The following is a 22,590-nucleotide window of genomic DNA, read 5'->3' as shown; positions in this document are numbered from 1 at the left end:
TCACGTCAGCGACCACCAGTAGCGCGTCAGATGGAAGAAGATCGGCGCGGCGAACACGACCGAGTCCAGCCGGTCGATCAGCCCGCCGTGCCCGCCGATCATGTGGCCCCAGTCCTTGACGCCCCGGTCGCGCTTGATCGCGGACATGACGAGGCCGCCGAAGAAGCCCATCATGGTGATCACGAAGGCCATGATGCCGGCCTGGACCGGCGTGAAGGGCGTGATCCACCACAGCAGAGCGCCGATGCCGGTCGCGCTTGCGACCCCGCCGACGAAACCCTCGACCGTTTTCGACGGCGACAGCTTCGGCGCGATCTTGGTGCGGCCGAACAGCTTGCCCCAGACATATTGGAGCACGTCGCTCAGCTGAACGACGATCACCAGGAAGGCGATGAGCAGCACGTTGCGGCCCTCATAGCCGGGGATCTGGAGGGTCAGCAGCGCCGGAACGTGAGAGGCGCAGAACACCGCTATCATCAAGGCCCACTGCACCTCGGCGATGCGGATCAGAAAGCCCTGCGTCTCCCCGCGCAGGACCGCGATGATCGGCATCAGCAGGAAGGCGTAGACTGGAATGAAGATCGAATAGATCCCATACTGTTCGGCCCAGATCAGCCCGTACTGGACCGGCAGCACCACGAAGAATGCGGCGGCGAGCGCCCAGTGGTCCGCCCGGCGCGTATTGGTCAGGGTCACGAATTCGCGCAGAGCGGCGAAGGAGCAGAAGGCGAACAGCAGGATGACGCCGGCCCGTCCGGCCAGGAAGGCGAGGCCGACCAGGAGCACCATCACCCACCAGGCCTTGATGCGGGCGTTGAGGTTCTCGATCGTGGCATTTTCGCCGTTGGGCGAGAGCTTGCGTTCCAGGGCGAGGCCGGTGAGCGAGGCGACGGTCAGCAGCCCGCAGGCTCCCGCCAGAAGCTTGATCATGTCGGGATCGACCATGTCAGGCGCCTCGCTCCTGGGTTTTCGGGGCGAGCGCAAGGAGCGCCTGGCGGGCTCGGTCGAGGAAATCGTCTCTCGCTTCGTTCTCCTTCAGCCGCAGCGGTTCGCCGAAGCTGACCGTGCAGATCAGCGGGATCGGGATGATCTCTCCTTTCGGCAGGACCCGGTTGAGATTGGCGATCCAGACCGGAACGAGATCGACGCCCGGCCGTCGGCCGGCAAGGTGATAGAGGCCGGTCTTGAACGGCAGGAGGAGATCCTCGGTCAGGTTGCGCGTGCCTTCCGGGAAGAGGATGAGCGAGGATCCCTCGTCGAGCGCCTCGACCATCTGCGTCACCGGGTCGGTGGTGCGCGAGCTGGCATCGCGCTCGATCAGGACGGCATTGAACACGTCGCGGCCGATGAAGGTGGTGAGGCGGGAGCGGCGCCAATAGTCCGCCCCGGCAACGGGCCGCAGCCGGCGGCGCTGGCGTGGCGGCTGCACCGCCCAGATCAGGATGAAATCGCCGTGGCTGGAGTGGTTGGCGAAGTAGACCGCCTGTCGGCGCCAGGGCCCGCTCTCCGGCCAGAGGCCGCGGACCGCGGTGATCGCCCGGGCGAACAGCAGAACCGCAAGAGCGAAGGGCCGTGCCAGCAGGCGTTCGACGACGCCCCCGCCCGGTTGCAGTCGATCGATGGACACCTCGGGCGCTCCGCGCGCTCAGTTCGCGCCCGACCGGGCGCTCGCCTGCTCCGCGTCGAAATCGAGGCCGTCGCCGATTTGGTCGAGGGTCAGCCCGCGGCGGCCCGGCGCCTGGCGCCAGACCGAACGCTCTCCTCGGCCCGATATGGTGCCGGTCGTGATCTTCATCCGGCCGGAGACGTAGTTGATCGAGACGTCGCGGGTCTCGCCGCTGTTGCGCTGCGTGCTGGTGCGGTCATAGCCGATCATCTCGATCAGGTCGCCGCGCGGCTTGAACGTATAGGTGACCGTCTCGACGCCCCAGGAACCTGCGGATGCGAAGCGGCGCAGGCGGACCTTGAAGGAGCCGTTGCCCATGCTGACGCCGCCGCCCTCGATGAAGTCGTCGAGCACCGGATCGGTCTCACGCGGGATCAGCGTGTGGTTCTGCAGCACGAGCCGGAAGCCGCCGGCATCCGCATAGGCCACGGCCAGCATGCGCGGGTTGGTGTTGAGTCGGCGCCGGCCGAGCCCGCTATTGTCGACGATATTGGCCGCGTTGGTGTCGCGCAGCACCAGGACGAGGTCCGGCCGGCCGTCGCCGTTGAGGTCGCCCGACTGGCGCTGTTCGATGGTCCAGCCGGCCGGCGCGAAGCCTTCGGCGGTGGCGGCGGTGCGGGCAAGGGGCGGATAGGTGACCGGCGGAATGACCGGCGGGGCGGCGGCCGCCGCGGTCGCGAGGCCAGTGAGGATGACGAAGGTCGGAAGCAGCGTGCGCATGCGGTTGGAATCCGGTGAGGAGCGTCGGATCGGTCTCGCGGGACCACGTTTCGGCACCATGTCGCGGAAAGCACGCGGGATTTCAATGGCTGCCGCGGATGGGCCCGCCGCCCTCCCATCGCCTCAAGCCAGGCCCGCCGATCCGCGCGGCGGGTCACGTGCAGCCGTACCGGCGCCGAAAGCCGACAAAGGCCGGCAGGCCCGGCGCTTGGCCGGAACCGGACGGGGCGACACGTCCGAACATCATGAGCATCGCGTTGCGGCCGCTTCCGTGCCAGTGTCCGGCCGTTCCATGAATCGTGACCGGCATTTGGGGAGGACCGGCATCGTGAGCCGCGGCTCAGACAACGCGAAACGGCGGGTTCTGATCGGCCTCGTCGGCGCGCCGATCGCAAGCTCGGCCTCGCCCGCCCTGCATGAGGCGGCGGCCAGGGCGGCAGGCATCGAAGCCTGGTACCACCTGATCGAGATCGCCGGTGCGGATCGCACGACGCTGCGTGCCGTTCTCGATAGCGTCCGCCTGCTGGGTTTTGCCGGCGTCAATGTCACCTATCCCTACAAGGAGGCTGTCGTCGACCTGCTCGATGAGCTCGAGCCGGGGGCTGCCGCCATGGGCGCGGTCAACACGGTCGTGGTGCGCGGGGGCAGGCTGATCGGCCACAATACCGATGCGAGCGGATTTCGGGCTGCCTACGACCGCATGGTCGCAGCCTGCGGCTCTTCCGGGGGGCCCGCGTCGGTCGCCCTGATCGGCGCGGGCGGGGTCGGCCGGGCCATCGCCTTTGCGCTCGCCCGTCCGGGCGGCCCGGAGCTCCGGCTGTTCGATGCGGAACCCGCGCGGGCCGAGGATCTCGCGCGCCGGCTCGGGCCGGACGGCCGGGCCTGCGTCGCCGGATCGGTCGAGACGGCGGTCGAAGGGGCGGGGGCGATCATCAATGCGACGCCGCTCGGCATGGCGCCCGATATCCGCAGCCCGGTCCCGGCCGGCCTGATCGCGGCCGGCCAGATCGCCGTCGACGTCGTCTATTCGCCGCTGATCACGCCGTTCCTCCGGATGGCGCGGGAGCGGGGCGCCCGCCTGATGACCGGCCGCGAATTGGTGATTCATCAGGCATTGGATGGTTTTCGCCTGTTCACCGGGCTCGAAGGATCGGAAAGTGCGATGACCGCGGCGTTCGACGCGGTGATGGCGGCGCGGCGCGCCGCCGTCGATGACATGTCTGCCGAACGAGACAAAAGCCGGCTGAATTCATAAAGAGGGGACAAGCCCGGCCAACGGGCCTTGCATCCGACACCGGGAGGAACCGACATCATGGCATCCTTGAAGTTTGCATCCTGGCTCGCGGGCTTCGCCCTTGCGGCCGCCCTCGCGCTGCCGGCCAAGGCGCAGCAGGCCGGGCAGACGGTCCGCCTCGTCAATGTCTCGGAACTGTCGGGCGCGGGCGCGACCGCCGGCACCAACTGGCGCAACGGCATCGACTTGGCGGTCAGCCAGATCAATGCCCGTGGTGGCATTCTCGGGCGGCAGATCCAGATCGTCCACTACGACACCCAGACCAATCCGGGCGCATCGCGCGCAGCGGTCCAGCGCGCGATCGACGAGGACGCCTATGCCGTGCTCGGCCCGGTCTTTTCCGGCCCGATCAGCGCCTCCATGCAGATCGCGCAGCGCGCCGAGGTGACCCAGATCGTCGGCGGCGAGGCGGCCAACCTCACCCGCCAGGGCAATCCGTTCATTTTCCGCACCTCGCTGTCGCAGGCAGCGGCCATGCCGAAGATCGCCGCCTATCTGCGCGACACGGTCAAGGCGACCAAGATTGCCGTGATCTTCGTCAACAATGATTTCGGCAAGGGCGGCCGCGACGCGATCATTCCGGAACTCACCTCGCGCGGCATGCAGGTGGTCGCCGACATTTCGACCGAGCAGGGCCAGACCGATTTCGCCGCCGATGCCATCCGCATCAAGAATTCAGGCGCCGATGCGGTCTTCGTCTACCTCAACGAGGACGAGAGCGCGCGCTTCCTCAGGGCAGCGCGCCAGCAGGGTATCAGCGTGCCGCTGGTCGGCGAGACCACGCTGCTCGGCCAGAAGGTGATCGAGCTCGCCGGCGATGCGGCCAATGGCGCGCGCGGCCATGTCGGCCTGTCGATCGACGCGCCGGTGCCGGCCTTCCAGGAGTTCGGCCGCCAGTTCCGTGAGCGCTTCAACACCACGCCCGACCACAATGGCCTGAAGGGCTACATGGCGGTGTTCATGATCAAGTGGGCGACCGAGAAGATGGGCCGCTTCGACCGCAAGGGGCTTGCCGCCGCCCTGCGCGGCGCGACCATCACGCCGGCCATGGAGCCTGGCATCCTGATCACCACCCGCATCGAGCAGAACGGCGACCTCGACCGCGAAAGCTTCCTCGGCGAGGTGGTCAACGGCCGGCAGGTGATCAACGTCACCTTGCCGATGCTGCGGCCGGCCGGCACGCAGTAAGGACCGCGGATCGACCGGCGGCGCGACCGCCGGAACCGCCGCCTTCCCGGAACCGGCGAGGCGGGCGAGGCGGCGCCTTGCGGCCGCATCCTTCCGTTGGTGCCGGGCCAAGTCCCGGCCTGTTCTTCCCGGGTTGTCCGCCATGGCCGAACTCGTCCAGATCCTCATCGCCGGCCTTGCCACGGGCGCCATCTATGCGCTTGCGGCCATCGGCTTCACGCTCGTCTGGCAGACCTCGCAGACCATCAATTTCGCCCAGGGCGAATTCGTCATGCTGCCGGCCATTCTCGTGCTGGTCTGCACCATGACCTTCGGCCTGCCGGTCTGGCTGGCACTGATCGTCGGCACGGCCGTTTTCGTGCTGCTGTTCGGTTTCGGCTTCAAGCGGTTCCTGGTCGATCCGATGATCGCGCAGGGCGTGCTGCCGCTTGCCTTCGCCACCATGGCCCTGTCGATCCTGATGAAGGAGGGCGCGAAGGACTTCTTCTCGCCCGAGGCCCAGGTTTTTCCCTCGCTCGCGCCGTCGGGCACTTTCGACCTGCTCGGCACGGCCATTTCCTGGCAGAACATCCTGGTGATCGTCGTCGCCTTCGCGGTGATCGGCCTGCTGCAATGGTTCGTCGGCGGCACCCGCACCGGCCGGCAGATGCAGGCGACCGCGCAGAACCCGCAGGTCGCGCTGCTGCTCGGCATCCCGGTCCAGCGGATGATCCTCTACACCTTCCTGATCAATGCCGGCCTTGCCGCCATGGCGAGCTTCCTGGTCTCGCCGATCTATCTCGCCAAGTTCTCCAACGGCGACGTGATCGGCCTTTCCGCCTTCATCGCCGCCATCGTCGGCGGCTTCAACCAGGTGCGCGGGGCGCTTTGGGGCGGCCTCCTCGTCGGCATCGTCGACGCGCTCGCCGCCTCCTATGTCTCGACCAGCTATCGCTCGGCGGTGCCGCTGGTGCTGCTGGTGGTCATCATCCTGGTCAAGCCCGAAGGGCTGTTCGGCTCGAAGGAGGAGCGGCGGGTATGAGCGGCATCGGCAGCTCGGGCCGTCCGGCCTCCCGCCTTGGCCAGCTCCTCGCCGGTCGTGACGCCGCGCTCGCGACCCTTCTCGTCGGCGCGGTGGTGCTCTGGTTCGCGCCATCGGGCATGGGGCGCTACGGCACCTATGTCCTCTCGCTCTGGCTGGTGACGGCGATCGCGGCCATGGGGCTCAATCTCATTCTCGGCTACGCCGGTCTCAAGGCGCTCTGCCAGGCGGCCTTCCTCGGCATCGGCGCCTATGTGACGGCGTTGATGACCAAGGCTGGCATTCCCTGGATCGCGGCCTTCGGCCTGTCCGGCCTTGCCTGCTTTGTCGTCGGCATCGTCATCGGCTTTCCGGCGCTGCGGGTCCGCGCCCACTATCTCGGCTTCGTCACGCTGGCTTTCGCGACCGTCGTCTGGCTGGTCATGCGCAACGAGCAATGGCTGACCGGCGGCACCTTCGGCCTCTCCAACATTCCGCGCCCGGTCGTTTTCGGCTTTTCGACCGACGGGGCGCTCGCCTTCCACCGCTTCGTCGTCGGCATCACGCTGGTCCTCGCGCTGGCGCTCTGGTGGCTTGTCAGGAGCCCGTGGGGGAGGGCCTTCCTGGCGCTGCGCGAGAACCCGGTGCGCGCTGCGAGCCTCGGCATCGACACGCGGCTCTATACCCTGCTCGCCTTTGCCATCGGCTCGGCCTATGGCGGGTTCGCCGGTGCGCTCTATGCTCCGCTTGTCGAGTTCATCGATCCCTCGCCCTTCTCGCTGTCGGCCTCGTTCTTCCTGGTCCTGATGGTGATCTGCGGCGGCGCCGGCACCATGATCGGACCGTTCATCGGCGCGCTGCTCGCCGTCGCCCTGCCGGAATGGCTGCGCTTCACCGGCGGTCTCTACCTCCTGATCTTCGCGGCCTCCGTGCTGGTCCTGCTCGTGCTCTGCCCGGGCGGCATTCTCGGTCTTGCCGAGCGGGCGCTGAACGCGTTGAGGAGGCGGCCATGAGCCCGGTCCTGTCGGTCCGCAACCTGACCCGCCGTTTCGGCGGCATCACCGCCGTGTCCGACGTCTCCTTCGACGTCGCGCCGGGCGAGGTGCTCGGCCTGATCGGGCCGAACGGCTCGGGCAAGTCGACGCTGTTCAACTGCATCCTCGGCCAGATCGCGCCGAGCGAGGGCGAGGTGACCCTCGACGGGCGGACCATTACCGGCCTGAGGCCGTCCGAACTGAACCGGCGCGGGGTGAGCCGGACCTTCCAGCTTCTGCAGGTGTTCCCGCAGCTGACCGTCAAGGAGAACCTGATCCTGGCCGGCCAGGAGCATGTCGGCTCGCTGGTCTCGCGGCTGTTCGGCGCGCGCGACGCCGGGCTCGGCGGCAAGGCGGAGGCCATGATCGGCTTCTTCCGCCTCGGCCATCTTGCCGATGAGAAGGCCGGGCGGCTCAGCTACGGCCAGCAGAAGCTGCTCGACGCGGCCATGGCGTTCATGGCCGGGCCGCGCCTCGTCCTGCTCGACGAGCCGGCCGGGGGTGTCAATCCGACCATGCTCGAAGGCCTGAAGGAGCGGCTTGCCGCCTATAACCGCGAGGTCGGCACGACCTTCGTGGTGATCGAGCACAACATGGACTTCGTCATGAGCCTGTGCACGCGCGTCATCGTGCTGGCCGAGGGACGGATCATCGCCGAGGGCCGGCCGGAAGACGTGCGCCGCGACCCGGCCGTCGTCGACGCTTATCTTGGAGGCTGACATGGCTGCCAGCGGCGGCGCGGCCGATGCCGTGCTCATTCTCGATCAGGTGGTGGCCGGCTACGGCCCGATCACCATTCTCAATGGCACCAGCTTCGCCGTCCGGCCGGGCACGATCACCACGGTGATCGGCCCGAACGGCGCCGGCAAGTCGACCGTGTTCAAGGCCATTTTCGGCCTGCTGAAGGTGCGGTCGGGGCATATCCGTTTCGATGGCGAGGACGTCAGCGGCCAGCCGCCGGCGCGCCTCATCGCCCGCGGCATCACCTATGTGCCGCAGGGCCGCAACGTCTTTCCGGAAATCTCCGTCCGGCACAATCTGGAACTCGGCGCGGTCGCGATCCCTGGCGTCACCGATCTCGACGGCCGCATCGAGCGGGCGATGGACCGGTTTCCGATGCTCAGGGCCAAGGCCGATGCCCAGGCCTCGACGCTGTCGGGCGGACAGCAGAAGATCCTGGAGGTCGCCCGCGGCCTCATGCTGGAGCCGAAGCTCGTCCTGATCGACGAGCCGTCGATCGGCCTGTCGCCGCTGATGGTCCAGGAGGTGTTCCAGATCCTGAAGGATCTGCGCGCGCGCGGTGTCACCATTCTGCTGATCGAGCAGAATGCCCGCAGCGCGCTGTCGATCTCCGACGAGGCCATCGTGCTCGAGCAGGGCCAGACGCGCATGCACGACACCGCGCAGGCGATCCTTGCGGATCCGCGCGTGGGCCAGCTGTTTCTCGGCGGCCATGCCGAGCCGGCCTGATCGCACGGCCGGCGCTGCCCTGGCTCGGCCCTGGACCTGCCGCGGTGCCACGCACGTCAGGGGCGCCCGGCGAGCTCCGTTCCGGCCGTCAGCCAGGCGAGATAGTCGGGCGAGCCGGCACTGACCGGCACCATCACGATCTCCGGCGTCTCGTAGCCGTGATGCGCGCGGATGAAGGTTTCGAGCGCCACGTAATGTTCGCCGCGCGTCTTGATCAGCAGCAGCCATTCCGCGTCGCGCTGCGGCTTGCCGCGCCAGACATAGAAGCTGCGGATCGGCATGACCTGCACGCAGGCGGCCAGGCGGCTCTCGACCATGGCCGAGGCCAGGCTTTCGGCATCCGCCTCGCTGCCGGCGGTGGTCATCACGATGGCCGCTTCGGCGGGCGCGGCTTTGGTCATGGCGGGCTCCTCACGGCGGCGATGGTCCATCGGCGCCGCCCGGCTCGAGCGGATAGATCGCCCGATACCAGATGGCGGTGATCTCGCGCGCGAAGGCGTCCGGATCCTCGCGCGCTTTCGCAAGCGCCGGATTGCCGATGACGAAGGCCTCGCGCAGGACGTCGTCGACCATGCATTCCAGGCACACGATGCGCAACTCGATTGCCATCTGCGGGGCGATCAGCGGGCCATGCCGGCGGACATTGGCGAGGATCCGCCGTGCCCAGGAGGCATTGATGCGCTGGCGTTCGCGCAAGAGCTCGGGGACGGCATCGCGCAGTTCGCGCACGCGCTCCATCAGCACCGCGTTGCGGGCGAAATAGTCGATGTAATAGCGGTTGGTCCGATAGATCGCGTCGAAGGCCGAGACGCTCTGCGTCGCCCCCTTCGGAAAGGCGATGGTGCGGTCGTGAAAATCGGTCAGGACGTCGCGAACGGCATCCTCCTTCGAGCGGAAATACTGATAGAGCGCGGCGCGCGACACGCCGGCGGCGCTTGCGATCTGGTCCATGCTCAGAAGCGCGAAAGGCGTCTGTTCCAGGCAGCGGGCCGTGGCGTGCCGCACCTGCCGGCGCGTGCGCTCGCCCTTCCGGAGGTCCGCGGCGCGGGCTTCCATGTCGAGGAGATCGACGAAACGCGGTGCCGCGGGTAGCGGGGCGTCGTCGGTGCGCGCGGCGGGCAGGGCGGCTGTCGGCATCGGGGCTCCATTCTCGGCCGATCCGGCCGCCGGCGATACCCGATGCACGATCTGCGTCTGAATCGGGCTTGCATATTTCTGACACACGTGTCACGTTTCAGCAAAACTGACACAAGCGTCAGAAATTTGGAGGCGACGCCATGTCCATACGATCCGACCGCCGGGCCCTGCTTGCCGCCGCCTGTGGCGCCGTCCTGGCCGCCCCCTTCGCCGTGACCGCGGCCCGCAGCCAGGCGCGGCGCATCGTGGTGCGCGATCTTGGCATCGGCACGTCCTTCCTCGACGCCTACGCGCGCCCGTTCGAAGCGGCGACCGGCATCAAGGTCGTGCCGGTCACGGCCCAGCACGAGCCGGCGGGCCTGATCCGGCAGATGGTGGAGACGCGCGCCTATACCTGGGACATGGCCATCGTCAGCCGTGCCACGGCCGACCAGCTCGCCAGCGAGGGGGGAGGCCATATCGAGCCGCTCGGCATCGAGGCCGCCGCCGGTTTCCAGGCCATGCCCGCCATGTTCAAGGCGCCCTACTATGCCGCCAACGACGTGGTCGCGACGGTGCTGGCCTATCGCACCGACAAGGTGCGGACGCCGCCGCGCAGCTGGACCGATTTCTGGGACGTGCGTGGCCGGCCGGGCGCGCGCGCCATGCGCCGCTTCCCGTTCGACACGATCGAGCAGGCGCTGCTCGCCGACGGCGTCGAACCGGCGAAGCTCTACCCTTGTGACTTCGACCGGGCCTTCAAAAGCCTCGATCGCATCAGGCGCGACGTCGCCGTGTGGTGGACCTCGGGCGCGCAGAGCTCGCAGCTCCTGCAGTCGGGCGAGGTCGACTATTGCCCGACCTGGAACGGCCGGGCCCAGGTGGCGATCAATGGCGGCGCGCCGGTCGCGCTCATGTGGGAACAGGCGCTCTGGCAGACGGAGGGCTGGGTGATCCTGAAGGGCACGCCGAACGCGGCGCTGTGCCGCGAGTTCATCGCCTTCGCGCTCGATCCCGCGCGCCAGGCCGTCTTCGCCGCGGCGACCGGCTACGGGCCCTCGCTCGCCAAGGCGATCGATCTGCTGCCCGAGGCGACCGCCAAGGCCATGCCGACCCATCCGGACAACAGCCGGTCGGCGCAGCTCATCGACGTCGCCTTCTGGGCGAAGAACCGCGATCGCGCGGCCGACCTCTTCAATCGCTGGGTGGTCGGCTGAGCCGGCGCCCGCCGCCGGCCTGGCCGCCCCTTCTTCGCTCGAAAGCCCCGCCATGCTGATGACCAATCCGCCATCCGCCGCCGACATCAAGCTCGCGATCGACGGCATCGCCAAGCGCTACGGCCCGACGGCTGCGCTCGAGCCGACGACGCTCGACGTCCGCCGCGGCGAGTTCCTGACACTGCTCGGGCCGTCCGGCTCGGGCAAGACGACCCTGCTCATGATGATCGCCGGCCTCGTCGAGCCGTCCGCCGGCCGCATCTGGCTGGACGGCGAGGACATCACCGCCCGTCCGGCCTATCGGCGGGATATCGGCCTCGTCTTCCAGAACTACGCGCTGTTTCCGCACCTGACGGTCGCCGAGAACGTCGCCTTTCCGCTGGAGATGCGGCGGCTGCCGCGCGTGGAGATCGCCAGAGCCGTGGCCGAAGCGCTCGAACTGGTGCGCCTGCCGCATCTGGGCGCTCGCTATCCGCGCGAGCTTTCCGGAGGTCAGCAGCAGCGCGTCGCCTTCGCCCGCGCCATCGTGTTCAAGCCGCGCCTCGTGCTGATGGATGAGCCGCTGGGCGCGCTCGACAAGAAGCTGCGCGAGGAACTCAAGCTGGAGCTGCGCAGGCTGCACCGCGATCTCGGCGCGACCATCGTCTACGTCACGCACGACCAGGACGAAGCCATCCTGCTTTCCGACCGCATCTGCCTGATGGCCAATGCGCGTATCGCCCAGGTCGACGCGCCCTCCGATCTCTACAACCGCCCGCGCTCGCGGTTCGCCGCCGAGTTCATCGGCGAATCGAACGTCCTGCCGGGCCGCCTGCGGCGCGCCGCCGCCGGCGCCTGGCAGATCGCCCTGGACGGTGGACCGGAGCTCGCCTGCCTCCCGCCCGATCCGCCGGGCGAGGGCAGGGTGCCCGTGCTGATCCGTCCCGAACGCATCCGTCTCGCTCCGGCTGGGGCGGCAGAGGGGTTTGCCGCCACGGTCGAGACCGTGCTCGATCTCGGCGGCATCCGCCGCATCGGGCTCGCGACATCGGGAGGCTTGCGGTTCGAGGCGATCGCGCTCGGCAGCGCCACGGGTGGCTTTGCCGTCGGCGAGGCGGTCGCCTGCGCGGTCGCGCCGGCCGATGTCGTGCCGCTCGCGCCGGGAGCGGCGTCATGACGACGACGATCCTGCGCCGGCGCGCGTCGACCGTCCTTCTCCTGCTGCCGGTCCTTGCCCTGCTCGGAGCCTTCTTCGTCTGGCCGGTGCTGGGCTTCCTCGCGCGCGGCTTCACCGGAGCGGCGGGTGGCTTCAGCGCCGAGCAGGTCGAGCGGCTGCTGGCGAGCGCCGCCTATGGCCAGGTGATGTGGATGAGCATCGTCCTGTCCTTCTGGGTCACGCTCGCCGCCATCCTGATCGGCTATCCCGTGGCCTATGTCCTGGCGACCACCGACAAGGCCAGCCGCTCCTATTGGGCGCTCTTCGTGCTGCTGCCGTTCTGGTCGAGCTTCCTCGTGCGCACCTTCGCCTGGATCGTCATCCTCGGCCGCAACGGCCCGGTCAACGCGCTGCTCACCGGAAGCGGCCTCGCCGAGCGCCAGCAGGATCTGCTCTACGGCTGGTTCGCCGTCGGCATCGGCATGACCAACGTGCTCGCGCCATTCGCCATTCTTACCATGCTCGGCGTGATGGAGGGCATCGACCGCCGTGTCGTGCGCGCCGCCGAGACGCTCGGCGCGCGTCCGATCCAGGCCTTCTTCCGTGTCTACCTGCCGCTGTCCATGCCGGGCGTGACCGCGGCCGCCCTGATGGTGTTCATCACCGCGCTCGGCTTCTTCATCGCCCCGGCGCTGCTTGGCTCGGCGCGCCAGACCATGATCGCCCAGCTCGTCATCCAGCAGATCCTGGAACTGACGAACTGGCCGTTCGCCGCCGTGCTCTGTCTCATGCTGCTGGGCGCCGCCTTCGTCATCTTCGCGCTCTATGATCGCCTGGTCGGGCTCTCGACCCTTTCGGGCGACGTCCGGGCGGCTGGCGCGCCGCGTTCGCGCCTTGCCGCCCGCGCCGCCCGCGCCGCGCGCGGACTGTTCGATGCGACCGGCGATGCGCTCGCCCGGCTGGCCGGTATCGCCGGCACCGAGAGCTGCGGCGGCGGCCAGGCCCGAGCGACCCGTTTCGCCGCCCTTGCCGTCGTCGTGTTCCTCGTCGCGCCGCTTGCCCTCCTTGTGCCGGTCTCCCTGTCCGACCAGAGCTTCGTGGCCTGGCCGCCGCGCGGCCTGACCTTCAAATGGTATGGCGAGATCCTCGCTTCGCCGCTCTGGACCGGCGCCGCCGGCCTGTCCTTCCTCGTCGCCTTCCTCACCGCCGGCCTGTGCTTTGCCGTCGTCGTACCCGCCGCCTTCGCGTTCCTCAGGCTTGGCGGCTGGACCGCGGCGACGCTCTTCGCACTCATGGTCTCGCCGCTGATCGTGCCGCGCATGGTCGTCGCCGTGTCGCTCTTCTACCTCTATGCCCGCCTCGGCCTGGTCGGCTCGACGCTCGGGCTGGTCATCGGCCATGTGGTGATCGCCCTGCCGTTCTTCTTCATTGCCGTCGTCGCCGTCCTGAAGACCTACGACCGCCGCCTCGATCAGGCTGCTGCCTCGCTCGGCGCCTCGCCCTGGATCGCGGCACGGCGGGTCACGCTGCCGCTCGTCGGCACCGGTCTGATCTCGGCGGCCCTGTTCGCCTTCGTCGTTTCCTTCGACGAGCTCAATGTCGCCCTGTTCGCCTCCGGCGGGCTCAACGCGACATTGCCCAAGTTGATGTGGGACGAGGCGACGCTGCGCTTCTCGCCCCTGCTCGCGGCCGCCTCCACCCTGGTGCTCATCGCCATGAGCGTGCTGGTGATCGCCGCGCTCCAATTGCGCAAGCCTGCAACGGAAGCCTGAACATGCCCCTGCATTATGCCAAGGACGGACCGATCGCGACCTTCACCATCGACAATGGCAAGGTGAACGTCTTCACGCCCGAAATGCACCGCGAGCTCCATGCGGCGCTGCTGGATTTCGCCGCCGATCCGGCCGTTCGCGTCGGCATCATGACGGGCGCCGCCGGCCGCTCCTTCTGCGCCGGCGACGACATCAAGACGCCGCTGCCGGAGCTCACCCCGCACGAGGCCCTGGAAGCGCATTTCTCGCCCCATGGGCACGAAGCGCGCATCGGGCTCACCCGCCCGGGCTGGGAGCAGGACGTCATGCGGCTGCGCCGGCTGAAGCCGATCATCGGCGCGGTCGACGGTTATTGCCTCGGGCAGGGGCTGATCTACCTGCTGCTGCTGACCGACATTCGGCTGGCGACCCCCGAGGCGGAGTTCGGCTTCCCCGAGATCGCCTACGGCATGGCGGGGGCCGGCGGCATGACCCGCCTGACCGCCCTGGTGCCGCAGGCGCTCGCCATGGAAATGCTGCTGCTCGGCGAGCGGATCGGCGCGGCACGCGCCCTCGACGTGCATCTGATCAACCGCGTGGTGGAGCGGCCAGGCCTGATGGCCGCCGCGCGGGCCATGGCCGAGCGCATTGCCGGCCATCCGCCGGTCGCGGTGCGCCTCGAAATGGAAGTGGCCCAGCGCGCGCTCGACATGACGCGCGAACAGGCGATGGACTATGCCGGCACGCTGTTCCGCTTCCAGCGCGTCGCCTATCAGGGGTATGGGGCAGGCACCGGCTTCTTCCGCAGCGAAGGCGAGGCCGCCGAATGACCAGGATCGATCCCGCCAAGGTGGCGGCCGCCAAGGCGCGCACGCGCGCGCTGGAGGCCGGATATGAAACCACCACGATCGGCGCTTTCGTCACGCGGCGCTGCCGGGAGCTCGGCGATGCCCCGGCGATCGACGTCTTCGATCGCGGCGAGCGCATGACCTATGCAGAGGTCGAGCGGGCGACCAACCGCATCGGCCATGCGCTGCGCGGGCTCGGGCTCGCCAGGGGCGACCGGGTCGCCATCATGCTGCCGAACCGCATGGCCTATCCGTTGACCTGGCTCGCGCTCGCCAAGATCGGCGCCGTGCATGTGCCGGTGAACACTCGCTACACGCCGCGCGAGATCGACTATGTGCTGCGCGATTCAGGAGCCCGGGCCATCGTCATCGACCGCCAGTTCCTGGACGTTTTCCTGGCGATGGAGGCGCCTCCGGAAGGGCTGGCGGATGCGCGGATCGTGATCGTCGATGGCACCGCGCCGGCCGGCATGGCCTCCTTCGAGGCGCTGGTCGCCGCGGCGCCGGAGACCTCCTGCCTCGACGGGACGGTGACGGCGGACGATCTCGCCAATCTCCAATACACCTCCGGAACGACCGGATTTCCCAAGGGCTGCATGCTCAGCCACGACTACTGGATGATCCTGTCGTTCACCGCCATGCATTGGGACCACATGCCGGCCCGGCGGCTGCTCAGCGCCCAGCCGTTCTTCTACATGGATCCGCAATGGCATCTCCTGAAGACGTTCCGGCTGGGCGGGACGCTGTTCCTGGCGCCGCAGCTTTCCGCCTCGCGCTATATCGGCTGGGTCAAGCAGCTTCGCGTCGACTGGTGCCAGTTTCCGCTGCTGGCGACCCGCCGGCCCGAGACCACCGATGATCGCGAAACCGCGCTGAAGCAGGTCGCGGCCTTCGGCTGGGACAGCGAAACCTGCCGCGCCTTCAAGCGCCGGTTCGGCGTCATGGCGCGCGAAGCCTTCGGCATGACCGAGATCGGGCTGGGCACCTGGATGCCGCCGGAACTGGAGGAGATGTACGATTCCGCCTCCGTCGGCTTCGACGGGCCGTTCCGCGAGACCAGCGTGCGCAACGAGGCGGGCGAGCCGGTGGCGCCCGGCGAGCGCGGCGAATTGTGGGTGCGCGGCCGCTCGATCCTGAAGGGCTATTGGAACAAGCCGGAAGCCAATGCCGAGGTTTTCCGCGACGGCGGCTGGTTCCGCACCGGTGACGTGTTCGAGGTGGACGAGCACGGCTTCCTATGGCTCGTCGGGCGCATCAAGGACATGATCCGCCGCTCGTCGGAAAATATCGCGGCGCGCGAGGTCGAGGCCGTGGTGCGCGAGCTGCCGGAGGTCGAGGATTGCGCCGCCGTGCCCGTGCCGGACGCGCGGCGCGGCGAGGAGGTCAAGATCTACGTGCAGCTCAAGGCGGGACTCGGTCCGGAGCACCTGCCGTTCGAGCGCCTCAGGGATCATTGCCGGAGCGGCCTCGCGGCCTTCAAGGTGCCGCGCTACTACGCCTATGTCGATGGCTTCCCGCGCACCGTGTCCAACAAGATCGAGAAGCGCAATCTCGTCGCCGGCGTCGAGGATCTGAGGCGCGGCGCGTGGGATGCCGAGGAGGGCTTGACGCACTGACGCACTGACGCACGGGCGCGCCGGGCGTCCTGCCGCTAGTGCGGCGCAGCCAGCCAGGACACCCGGGCGATTGTCTCCTCGGCGAGGTCGGCGGGCGTCCGCCCGTCTGTCTCGATCACGAGGCGGGTTCCCGCGGCCTCGCCGGCAAGCCGGCGGGCCTGGCGCAGCGAGCGTTCGGCCTGGGCGTCCTTGCCCGGCCCGATCTCGCGCCGGTCGAGCCGCTCCATCAGCGCGGCTTCGCTCGCCTTCAGGGCGATGACCGTGACCAGGGCGCCGGGAATGGCCGCGCCGATCCAGCCGAGATCGTTTTCAAGGTGGAGCATCACGCCCGACAGGATCAGCTTGTCGTGACCGAGTGCCCGATAGGTGCGCCAGAGCGCGGCGAGATTGATGGCGCTGACGTCGCGCGTGCGAGGCTCCATCAAGGCGAGCGCGTCAGGCGTGGGTTTCGGAAAGACCCGGTCGAGCTCGTCGGTCTCGATCGCCGCATGGGCGATGCCGAGGGCAGCCAGCCGGTCGCCTATCGCCCATGACAGGGTGGATTTGCCGCTCCCGGCCGGGCCAGTGATGAGCAGGATGTGCGGGCGACCCATGACTCAGGAGCCGCCGCCCGCGGTCGCGCGTGCCCTGGCCTTGGCCCTGGGCGCGACCTTGGCGGCGATCCGCGCCGCCTTTTCCCCTGTAGACGCAGCCTCGCGTCGGGCGCCGGCCGCTTTCGCGCTGGCGGTTTCGACGCAGCTCTCGGCGAGCGTGATCCAGGCCTCCAGAAGCCTGTCGTTCACCGTGTCGTCCAGGTTGAAGCTGGCATGGATCGCCATGCCGCGCAGCACGCTGAGATTGAGGTGGAAGAAGTTCTCGCGTCCGATCGCCGGGCCGAGTGCGCCCATATCGTCGTAACCGACCACATGGGCCCAGAGCGCGTCGCGCTTCCTGACCCAGACCGACAGCACGGATCTCAGCCGCTCCTGCAGCACGGCGTCGCTGCGGGCGGCCATCATCAGTTCGATGCAGGCGACATAGGTCGGTTTCTGGAAGACGTCGTACCAGAGGTGCCTGAGATAATCGGCAAAGGGGATCGGCGTGTCGTAGCGGGCGACGAAGGCCATCCGCTCGCGCTCCCATTCGGTGAGCAGGTGCTCGAAGCTGCCGACCAGCATGTCGACCTTGCTGGGGAAATGGTGCGAGAGGGCGCCGCGCGAGGCGCGGGCCCGCTGTGCCACCAGCCCCGTCGACAGGCGATCGTAGCCGACCTCGCAGAGCGTCTCGAGCACTGCCCGGGCGAGTCTCAGCCGCATCGAGGCGGTGCGCTCGGCCTGGGTGCGCCTGATCCGTTTCTGCGGCTTCGCGTCGCTCATCTCTCGTCCTGGTTCACCTCCGGTCCCACCGTTTGATCGCGACGGTGAAGGGCCGGAGGCTGTTGTTTTGTCGCGTTTTCTTCGTGCGAATCGATATCCGCTTGGCTCGAAGACGCTGTCGTCACGCGCGGCTGACGATCTCCATCAGGGCTGGCACCGTCATTTGCGCGAAGGCGGAAAGGGCAGGCATGTCGTCCTCGCGATACCATTCGGCCTGATGCAGAAGGTTGAGCGAGCCGATCGTCCGACCGTTCCAGCGCACGGGATAGTTCACCGCGCTCTCGCAGCCAAGCGAGCGGATCAGCTCATGGTCGAAAAAGGCACGCTTGACGTCATCATAGGTGCGGCAGATGCGTGGCCGCCCGGCCAGCACCACCTCCTGGAAGAACTCGCCCTGGCGGACCAGCGGCTTGGCGCCGCCAGTCGGATAGGGGCCGGGCTGGTTGGTGTAGAAGCGCTGATTCTCGTTCTTCGCCCAGTTGATGACGAGCACGGTGAAGAGCTTGTGCCCGATCGCCGCCGCCAGCGCCTTGTCGAGCGCGGCGAGGCTGGCCTCCGGCTGGCCTTCGGCGCGGCTCGCGGTCGCCACATCGATGAGATGGGGCAGGGGCGGCGCGCGCCCCGCTGCCGCGGTTTCCGCTCCCGCCGGCCGGGCCAGCGCGCCGGCCGCGAGGGTGGGCGCGCCAAGCGCCAGCGCCCGGCGGCTGAAACGCGATGCGGCGGTCGTTCCCCGATCCGGCATGGTGCCCTCCTGTTCAGTGGATGGTTTGGCTGGCGAGATCCTTCGGTGCCTTGGTCAGCACCTCCGGCGTCTTGCCGGCGACGACGGTATCGTCCTGGCGGAAGCCGCCGAGGCCCCATTCATAGATGCCAGGTTCGGCGGAATAGACCTCGCCCGCGATCAGCGGCCGGGTGTTGAAGGCCATGTCCTCCGGGAATTCGTGGCCGAGCGTGCCCATGCCGTGGCCGGTGCGATGCAGGATGAGCTCGGCGACGCCCTCGCGCTCGAACACCGCCTGCGCGGCGGCATCGATCGAGCAGACCGGCTTGCCGGCGACGACGGCCTCACATGCCGCCTCATTGGCGGCGCGGGCGGCCTCGAACAGCTTCACCTGGCGCTGGGACGGCTTGCCGCAGAACCAGGTGCGCTCGTTCTCCACCACCAGGCCGTTGACGCGCGGGATGACGATGTTGACGAGACCGTGGCCTTCCTCGATGCGTGCGCCGGAGGAGCGACCATCGCCGTGCGGAGCGCAGCTCGCCGGTCCCGACAGCGTCCAGCAGCGCAGGATCTCCAGTGCTTCGCCGGGGAAGCGCCTGGCCGATTCCTCGGCCATCAATGCCGCCATGGACATGTCGAGCTCCTGGACCAGGCGGCCCGGCCGGATGTTCTCGCGGTAGCGGTCCTGGACCCAATCGGTGAGGGAGGCGATCTCGCGCATCAGCTGGATCTCCTCGGCATGCTTGACCCAGCGCAGGCGCCGGCACTCGGCGGTTGCCGCTTCCAGTTTCAGATGCGGCAGCAGGCCAGCGGCCTTGGCGAGCGGCCCGGTGACCGCGTCGGCGCCGATGCGGGCCCGGCCGAGCCCGGCGCCCTTCAGCTTTTCGGCCACCATGTCGGCCCACTGGCCGAGCACCGGCAGGCGGGCGCCGACGCGCGGATGCTCGGAGTAGAACGCGGCGTCCGAGACCCACAGATGCTGTGCCTCGCGGGTGAAGCGCCAGTGATTGGTGGAGAGTTCGTTGAGGACCGCGAAGGGCTCGCCGTTGCGCGGCACGATGCAGACGATCGGCCGTTCCCAGACCTGCACGTCGGTGGCGAAGTTGGTGACGAACTGGAAGAAGTCGGCCTGGGTGAAGGCCAGGGCGTCATAGCCCTCGCGATCCATCATGTCGCGCATCAGCGAGAAGCGATAGTCGCGGACGGCTGTGCCGAGAAAGGCCATGGCTGTTTCCTCTATGCTTGGCGAGTGGTCGTTGAGGCGGGCAGTGGGAACCGCATCGCAGGCCTCCCGTCAGCGCCGGTAGCGCCGGCCGAGCACGGCGCTGCCGGCCGCGGTCAGGGTGAGGGTGACGATCAGCAGCAGGAAGGCGAGCGCCGCGCCGAACGGCCAGTTGTTGCTCTTGACGAACTGGTCGTAGACGGCCGGCGCCATCATCTTGAACTGCGGCCCGCCCAGCAGCACGGGCGTCGCATAGGCATTCATGCAGAGGATGAAGACGAGGACCGATCCGGCGGCGACGCCCGGCATGGCGAGCGGCAGCACGACACGGCGGAACACGGTGGCCGGCGCGGCGCCGAGATTGGCCGCCGCCTCCTCGGTCTGGCGCGGAATGCTCTCGATCACCGCCGAGAGCGTCAGGATCATATAGGGCAGGACCACCGCGACGATGCCGACGACGACGGCGCCGGTCGTGTACATCATCTGGAACGAGGAGGAAATCAGGCCGAGCCCCTTGAGGCTGGCGTTGATCGCCCCGTCGGTGCCGAACAGCGCAAGCCAGCCGGCCGAGCGGATGACGTTGCCGACGAACAGCGGGAACAGCGTCAGGATGGTGACGAGGCTCTTCCAGCGGCTCTGCATGCGGGCGAGCGAATAGGCGGCGGGAAAGCCGAGGACGAGCGCGATCAGCGTGCAGCCGAAGGCCATCAGCAGCGTCGTCGTCAGCACGCCCTGATAATAGGGATCGCTGAAGGCCTGGATGTAGTTGGCCGGCGTCAGCGCCTCCACCATCAGCTCGGTGGGGCTGAAGCGGTTGAGCGAGATGCGGAACAGGATCGCCATCGGCGCCGCGAGCAGCGCGAGAACCAGGAGACCGGCGGGGAGGATGAGCAGGGCCATGGGTTAGGTGAGGAGCGAGGGGCGAATAGCGAGCGGGGAATGAGTCGCGCTCATCGCGCGCTGCCTTCCCGATTTCATCAAGGAGCCATCTGCCTCGCGCATGTCCCTACTCCCCATTTGCCATTCGCCACCCACGACTTGCCCTAGCCCTTGAACTGCTTGTTCCAGAACTCGAGGATCTGGCTCTGGCTGCGGGTGACATAGGCGAAGTCGGGCGTCAGCAGCCGGTCGCGCTCGGCGTCGGTAAGACTGAGCTGCTGGGCGAGTTCGGGCGGCAGCGTCGCGGTGGTCACGGTCGGCACATAACCCATCCGGTCGGCGAAGCCGGCCTGGGCCTTCGGGTCCAGCATGGCGTCGAGATAGCGCCAGGCGTTGTCCTTGTTGCGCGCGTTCTTCGGCACGGCCGCCTCAAACACGATGGTGGTCGCGCCTTCCGCGGGCACGACATGCTTCAGCGGGATGCCGGCCTTCTGCCACATGAAGCCGCGCGCCAGCCACATGACGGTGAGCCAGACCTCCTCGGCCTTGAGCGCCGCCGCCAGCGCCTCGTTGGACGGATAGAGCTTCACGTCGAGCGAGCGCCATTCCATCAGCTTCTTCTGGGCAGGCTCGTAGTTCGACACGCTGCCGCCGCCGGCGAGCGCGGCCGATTCCGTATTGGCGAGATAGAGGATGTCGGAGAGGCCGACGCGGCCGCGCCATTTCGGGTCGAACAGGTCCGCATAGGACTTCGGCGGCGTGGTCACCTTGTTCGGATTGTAGAGGATCACCCGGTAGGAATAGATGTGCGGAATGGCGTAGCTCTTGCGCAGCGCCGGGATGATCGCGCCGGAGCCCTTCACCCGGTCGAGCGGCACCTCGTCGAACACGCCCTGCTGGGCGATCAGGTACATGTCGCTGTCGGAAAGGCAGGTGACGTCCATCGAGCCGCGCCGGCTCTGGCGCTCGGCGATCAGCTTGGTCTTGCGCGGATCGGCATTGGCGAGGTCCTGCAGGACCTCCACGCCTTGCGGTTTCATCAGCGGCTCGTCGATCATCTGGCGCAGCAGCTCGCCATAGTCGCCGCCCCAGGTGCCGACCACGACCTGCCCTGCGCCCTGCGCCCTGGCAAGGCCCGGCAATCCGGCGGCATAGGCGGCGAGCGCGCCGGTTCCCATCAATGCGTTGCGGCGGGTCAGGTTCATCCTCAGGCTCCCTGATGAAGGTGGTTGCCGACGCCGTGCTGATCGGCATCGCGATGGTCGGCGTCCGGCGTGGGCGGCAGAATACGGGCGGCGGCACGGTCCCAGTTCAGCGTGACCGGGGCGCCCGGCCGCAGGGCCTTCAGCGGATCGTCGCCCGACGGCGTCGACTGCACGGCGAGGAGGCTCAGGCCGCCGAGGTCGAGGTGATATTCGGTCTGCGCGCCGAGATAGGTGACGGCGGCAACCCGCGCCGCGACGCCGGCTTCGCCGCCGCGGGTGCCCGTCTCGGGCGCGCCCGGCGTCAGCGAGATCCGTTCGGGACGCAGCGCGACCGTGCCGCTGGCCGTCTTCGCCGTATCGGTCGCGCAGGGAATGACGATACCGGTGCCGGAGCGGAACCGGCCTTCGGCCTCCACCGCGCCGTCGATCAGGTTGCAGCGGCCGACGAAGCCGGCGACGAAGGCGTCGGCAGGGCGCTCGTAGAGATCCTCCGCCGTGCCGATCTGGCGGACGCGGCCGCGGTCCATCACCACCAGCCGGTCGGCCATGGTCAGCGCTTCCTCCTGATCATGGGTGACGATCAGCGTGGTGAGGCCGAGCCTTTGCTGCAGATTGCGGATCTCGAGCCGGACCTCGCCGCGCAGCTTGGCGTCGAGATTGGAGAGCGGCTCGTCGAGCAGGAAGACGGCGGGATTGATGACGAGCGCGCGGGCAAGCGCGACGCGCTGCTGCTGGCCGCCGGAAAGCTCGCGCGGCAGCCGCTGGGCGAGGTGGTCGAGCCGGACCATGCGCAGGGCCTCGGCGATCCGCGTTTCGCGCTCGGGCCGGGCGATCTTGCGCATTTCCAGCCCGAACGACACGTTCTCGGCCACCGTCATGTGCGGGAACAGCGCATAGGACTGGAACACCATGCCGGTATCGCGCGCATGCGGCGGCCGGGCGGTGACATCCTCGGCGCCGATGATCACCCGACCGGCGGTCGGCTTGATGAAGCCGGCGACCATGCGCAGCGTGGTGGTCTTGCCGCAGCCGGAGGGGCCGAGCAGGGCGACGAGCTCGCCCTCGGCGACATCGAGATCGACGCCGGCGACCGCGAGCGCATCATTGTAGCGTTTGGAAAGCTGTTCGAGCCGAAGGCTGGCCATGGGTCTCC

Annotated in this window: 23 protein-coding genes; 11 read left to right on the top strand and 12 right to left on the bottom strand. The window is 68.5% G+C overall.

What is annotated here, in order from left to right:
- The 3 genes from OZ671_RS08250 to OZ671_RS08240 are packed head-to-tail and all read right to left on the bottom strand — an operon-like array spanning position 1 to position 2,386.
- Positions 1-945 carry a phosphatidate cytidylyltransferase gene (locus tag OZ671_RS08250; RefSeq protein WP_268860296.1) on the bottom strand — a complete coding sequence of 315 codons (945 nt, stop codon included), beginning with the start codon at positions 943-945 and terminating at the stop codon, positions 1-3.
- 1 nt (position 946) lies between these two features.
- Positions 947-1,627 (bottom strand): lysophospholipid acyltransferase family protein, encoded by a 681-nt coding sequence (locus OZ671_RS08245; RefSeq protein WP_268860295.1) that lies wholly within the window; start codon positions 1,625-1,627, stop codon positions 947-949.
- A gap of 18 nt (positions 1,628-1,645) precedes the next feature.
- On the bottom strand, positions 1,646-2,386 hold the full coding sequence (locus OZ671_RS08240) for a hypothetical protein (protein ID WP_268860294.1): 741 nt from the start codon (positions 2,384-2,386) through the stop codon (positions 1,646-1,648).
- Positions 2,387-2,714: 328 nt separating this feature from the next.
- Here OZ671_RS08240 and OZ671_RS08235 point away from each other — a divergent pair, with 328 nt between their 5' ends.
- The 6 genes from OZ671_RS08235 to OZ671_RS08210 all read left to right on the top strand — a co-directional run bounded on the left by OZ671_RS08235 (position 2,715) and on the right by OZ671_RS08210 (position 8,372).
- Positions 2,715-3,641, top strand: coding sequence for a shikimate dehydrogenase (locus OZ671_RS08235; RefSeq protein WP_442957061.1), 927 nt, complete (start codon positions 2,715-2,717; stop codon positions 3,639-3,641).
- 57 nt (positions 3,642-3,698) lie between these two features.
- Positions 3,699-4,868, top strand: coding sequence for an ABC transporter substrate-binding protein (locus OZ671_RS08230; protein ID WP_268860293.1), 1,170 nt, complete (start codon positions 3,699-3,701; stop codon positions 4,866-4,868).
- A gap of 142 nt (positions 4,869-5,010) precedes the next feature.
- Positions 5,011-5,889 (top strand): branched-chain amino acid ABC transporter permease, encoded by an 879-nt coding sequence (locus OZ671_RS08225; RefSeq protein WP_268860292.1) that lies wholly within the window; start codon positions 5,011-5,013, stop codon positions 5,887-5,889.
- Positions 5,886-6,881 (top strand): branched-chain amino acid ABC transporter permease, encoded by a 996-nt coding sequence (locus OZ671_RS08220; protein ID WP_268860291.1) that lies wholly within the window; start codon positions 5,886-5,888, stop codon positions 6,879-6,881. Before OZ671_RS08225 ends, OZ671_RS08220 begins: the two co-directional genes overlap by 4 nt.
- Positions 6,878-7,621 (top strand): ABC transporter ATP-binding protein, encoded by a 744-nt coding sequence (locus tag OZ671_RS08215; RefSeq protein WP_268860290.1) that lies wholly within the window; start codon positions 6,878-6,880, stop codon positions 7,619-7,621. Before OZ671_RS08220 ends, OZ671_RS08215 begins: the two co-directional genes overlap by 4 nt.
- 1 nt (position 7,622) lies before the next feature.
- Positions 7,623-8,372, top strand: a complete 750-nt coding sequence (locus OZ671_RS08210) for an ABC transporter ATP-binding protein (RefSeq protein ID WP_268860289.1) — start codon at positions 7,623-7,625, stop codon at positions 8,370-8,372.
- A 56-nt stretch (positions 8,373-8,428) separates the two neighbouring features.
- Here OZ671_RS08210 and cutA read toward each other — a convergent pair whose 3' ends face one another.
- On the bottom strand, positions 8,429-8,773 hold the full coding sequence (gene cutA, locus OZ671_RS08205) for a divalent-cation tolerance protein CutA (protein ID WP_268860288.1): 345 nt from the start codon (positions 8,771-8,773) through the stop codon (positions 8,429-8,431).
- 10 nt (positions 8,774-8,783) lie between these two features.
- Positions 8,784-9,509, bottom strand: coding sequence for a TetR/AcrR family transcriptional regulator (locus tag OZ671_RS08200; protein WP_268860287.1), 726 nt, complete (start codon positions 9,507-9,509; stop codon positions 8,784-8,786).
- Positions 9,510-9,649: 140 nt separating this feature from the next.
- Here OZ671_RS08200 and OZ671_RS08195 point away from each other — a divergent pair, with 140 nt between their 5' ends.
- Genes OZ671_RS08195 through OZ671_RS08175 form a run of 5 tightly spaced genes read left to right on the top strand, consistent with a single transcriptional unit; the run spans position 9,650 to position 16,055 of the window.
- On the top strand, positions 9,650-10,705 hold the full coding sequence (locus OZ671_RS08195; RefSeq protein ID WP_268860286.1) for an ABC transporter substrate-binding protein: 1,056 nt from the start codon (positions 9,650-9,652) through the stop codon (positions 10,703-10,705).
- A 52-nt stretch (positions 10,706-10,757) separates the two neighbouring features.
- Positions 10,758-11,861 (top strand): ABC transporter ATP-binding protein, encoded by a 1,104-nt coding sequence (locus tag OZ671_RS08190; RefSeq protein WP_268860285.1) that lies wholly within the window; start codon positions 10,758-10,760, stop codon positions 11,859-11,861.
- Positions 11,858-13,612 carry an ABC transporter permease subunit gene (locus OZ671_RS08185; RefSeq protein WP_268860284.1) on the top strand — a complete coding sequence of 585 codons (1,755 nt, stop codon included), beginning with the start codon at positions 11,858-11,860 and terminating at the stop codon, positions 13,610-13,612. The genes OZ671_RS08190 and OZ671_RS08185 overlap by 4 nt, the downstream gene beginning before the upstream one ends.
- Before the next feature lie 2 nt (positions 13,613-13,614).
- Complete coding sequence (locus OZ671_RS08180; RefSeq protein ID WP_268860283.1) at positions 13,615-14,421, top strand: enoyl-CoA hydratase/isomerase family protein; 807 nt, start codon at positions 13,615-13,617, stop codon at positions 14,419-14,421.
- Positions 14,418-16,055, top strand: a complete 1,638-nt coding sequence (locus OZ671_RS08175; protein WP_268860282.1) for a class I adenylate-forming enzyme family protein — start codon at positions 14,418-14,420, stop codon at positions 16,053-16,055. Before OZ671_RS08180 ends, OZ671_RS08175 begins: the two co-directional genes overlap by 4 nt.
- A gap of 35 nt (positions 16,056-16,090) precedes the next feature.
- Here OZ671_RS08175 and OZ671_RS08170 read toward each other — a convergent pair whose 3' ends face one another.
- The 7 genes from OZ671_RS08170 to OZ671_RS08140 all read right to left on the bottom strand — a co-directional run bounded on the left by OZ671_RS08170 (position 16,091) and on the right by OZ671_RS08140 (position 22,582).
- Entirely contained in the window at positions 16,091-16,648 is a 558-nt protein-coding gene (locus OZ671_RS08170) for an AAA family ATPase (RefSeq protein WP_268860281.1), read from the bottom strand.
- A 3-nt stretch (positions 16,649-16,651) separates the two neighbouring features.
- Positions 16,652-17,410, bottom strand: coding sequence for a TetR/AcrR family transcriptional regulator (locus OZ671_RS08165; RefSeq protein ID WP_268860280.1), 759 nt, complete (start codon positions 17,408-17,410; stop codon positions 16,652-16,654).
- A 121-nt stretch (positions 17,411-17,531) separates the two neighbouring features.
- The gene (locus tag OZ671_RS08160) at positions 17,532-18,152 is read right to left on the bottom strand and encodes a GAF domain-containing protein (protein ID WP_268860279.1); all 621 of its coding nucleotides are present in this window, start codon (positions 18,150-18,152) and stop codon (positions 17,532-17,534) included.
- A 13-nt stretch (positions 18,153-18,165) separates the two neighbouring features.
- Entirely contained in the window at positions 18,166-19,356 is a 1,191-nt protein-coding gene (locus tag OZ671_RS08155; RefSeq protein ID WP_268860278.1) for a M24 family metallopeptidase, read from the bottom strand.
- A 69-nt stretch (positions 19,357-19,425) separates the two neighbouring features.
- Positions 19,426-20,253, bottom strand: coding sequence for an ABC transporter permease (locus OZ671_RS08150; RefSeq protein WP_268860277.1), 828 nt, complete (start codon positions 20,251-20,253; stop codon positions 19,426-19,428).
- Between the two features lie 143 nt (positions 20,254-20,396).
- Complete coding sequence (locus tag OZ671_RS08145) at positions 20,397-21,437, bottom strand: extracellular solute-binding protein (protein WP_268860276.1); 1,041 nt, start codon at positions 21,435-21,437, stop codon at positions 20,397-20,399.
- Between the two features lie 2 nt (positions 21,438-21,439).
- Positions 21,440-22,582 carry an ABC transporter ATP-binding protein gene (locus OZ671_RS08140; RefSeq protein WP_268860275.1) on the bottom strand — a complete coding sequence of 381 codons (1,143 nt, stop codon included), beginning with the start codon at positions 22,580-22,582 and terminating at the stop codon, positions 21,440-21,442.
- Positions 22,583-22,590: the final 8 nt, after the last annotated feature.

It is taken from the genome of Phreatobacter sp. AB_2022a, assembly GCF_026847585.1.
In the GTDB taxonomy this organism is placed as follows: Bacteria; Pseudomonadota; Alphaproteobacteria; order Rhizobiales; family Phreatobacteraceae; genus Phreatobacter.
This window is presented reverse-complemented; position numbering and strand designations above follow the sequence as displayed.

What these genes read in the sequence shown, in the direction of transcription:
- OZ671_RS08190 (WP_268860285.1), top strand. Translation starts at nt 10,758, where the DNA reads ATGCTGATGACCAATCCGCCATCCGCCGCCGACATCAAGCTCGCGATC.
- OZ671_RS08165 (WP_268860280.1), bottom strand. Translation starts at nt 17,410, where the DNA reads ATGAGCGACGCGAAGCCGCAGAAACGGATCAGGCGCACCCAGGCCGAG.
- OZ671_RS08175 (WP_268860282.1), top strand. Translation starts at nt 14,418, where the DNA reads ATGACCAGGATCGATCCCGCCAAGGTGGCGGCCGCCAAGGCGCGCACG.
- OZ671_RS08220 (WP_268860291.1), top strand. Translation starts at nt 5,886, where the DNA reads ATGAGCGGCATCGGCAGCTCGGGCCGTCCGGCCTCCCGCCTTGGCCAG.
- OZ671_RS08150 (WP_268860277.1), bottom strand. Translation starts at nt 20,253, where the DNA reads ATGGCCCTGCTCATCCTCCCCGCCGGTCTCCTGGTTCTCGCGCTGCTC.
- OZ671_RS08200 (WP_268860287.1), bottom strand. Translation starts at nt 9,509, where the DNA reads ATGCCGACAGCCGCCCTGCCCGCCGCGCGCACCGACGACGCCCCGCTA.
- OZ671_RS08160 (WP_268860279.1), bottom strand. Translation starts at nt 18,152, where the DNA reads ATGCCGGATCGGGGAACGACCGCCGCATCGCGTTTCAGCCGCCGGGCG.
- OZ671_RS08240 (WP_268860294.1), bottom strand. Translation starts at nt 2,386, where the DNA reads ATGCGCACGCTGCTTCCGACCTTCGTCATCCTCACTGGCCTCGCGACC.
- OZ671_RS08250 (WP_268860296.1), bottom strand. Translation starts at nt 945, where the DNA reads ATGGTCGATCCCGACATGATCAAGCTTCTGGCGGGAGCCTGCGGGCTG.
- OZ671_RS08210 (WP_268860289.1), top strand. Translation starts at nt 7,623, where the DNA reads ATGGCTGCCAGCGGCGGCGCGGCCGATGCCGTGCTCATTCTCGATCAG.
- OZ671_RS08170 (WP_268860281.1), bottom strand. Translation starts at nt 16,648, where the DNA reads ATGGGTCGCCCGCACATCCTGCTCATCACTGGCCCGGCCGGGAGCGGC.
- OZ671_RS08225 (WP_268860292.1), top strand. Translation starts at nt 5,011, where the DNA reads ATGGCCGAACTCGTCCAGATCCTCATCGCCGGCCTTGCCACGGGCGCC.
- OZ671_RS08215 (WP_268860290.1), top strand. Translation starts at nt 6,878, where the DNA reads ATGAGCCCGGTCCTGTCGGTCCGCAACCTGACCCGCCGTTTCGGCGGC.
- OZ671_RS08180 (WP_268860283.1), top strand. Translation starts at nt 13,615, where the DNA reads ATGCCCCTGCATTATGCCAAGGACGGACCGATCGCGACCTTCACCATC.
- OZ671_RS08140 (WP_268860275.1), bottom strand. Translation starts at nt 22,582, where the DNA reads ATGGCCAGCCTTCGGCTCGAACAGCTTTCCAAACGCTACAATGATGCG.
- OZ671_RS08230 (WP_268860293.1), top strand. Translation starts at nt 3,699, where the DNA reads ATGGCATCCTTGAAGTTTGCATCCTGGCTCGCGGGCTTCGCCCTTGCG.
- OZ671_RS08155 (WP_268860278.1), bottom strand. Translation starts at nt 19,356, where the DNA reads ATGGCCTTTCTCGGCACAGCCGTCCGCGACTATCGCTTCTCGCTGATG.
- cutA (WP_268860288.1), bottom strand. Translation starts at nt 8,773, where the DNA reads ATGACCAAAGCCGCGCCCGCCGAAGCGGCCATCGTGATGACCACCGCC.
- OZ671_RS08195 (WP_268860286.1), top strand. Translation starts at nt 9,650, where the DNA reads ATGTCCATACGATCCGACCGCCGGGCCCTGCTTGCCGCCGCCTGTGGC.
- OZ671_RS08185 (WP_268860284.1), top strand. Translation starts at nt 11,858, where the DNA reads ATGACGACGACGATCCTGCGCCGGCGCGCGTCGACCGTCCTTCTCCTG.
- OZ671_RS08145 (WP_268860276.1), bottom strand. Translation starts at nt 21,437, where the DNA reads ATGAACCTGACCCGCCGCAACGCATTGATGGGAACCGGCGCGCTCGCC.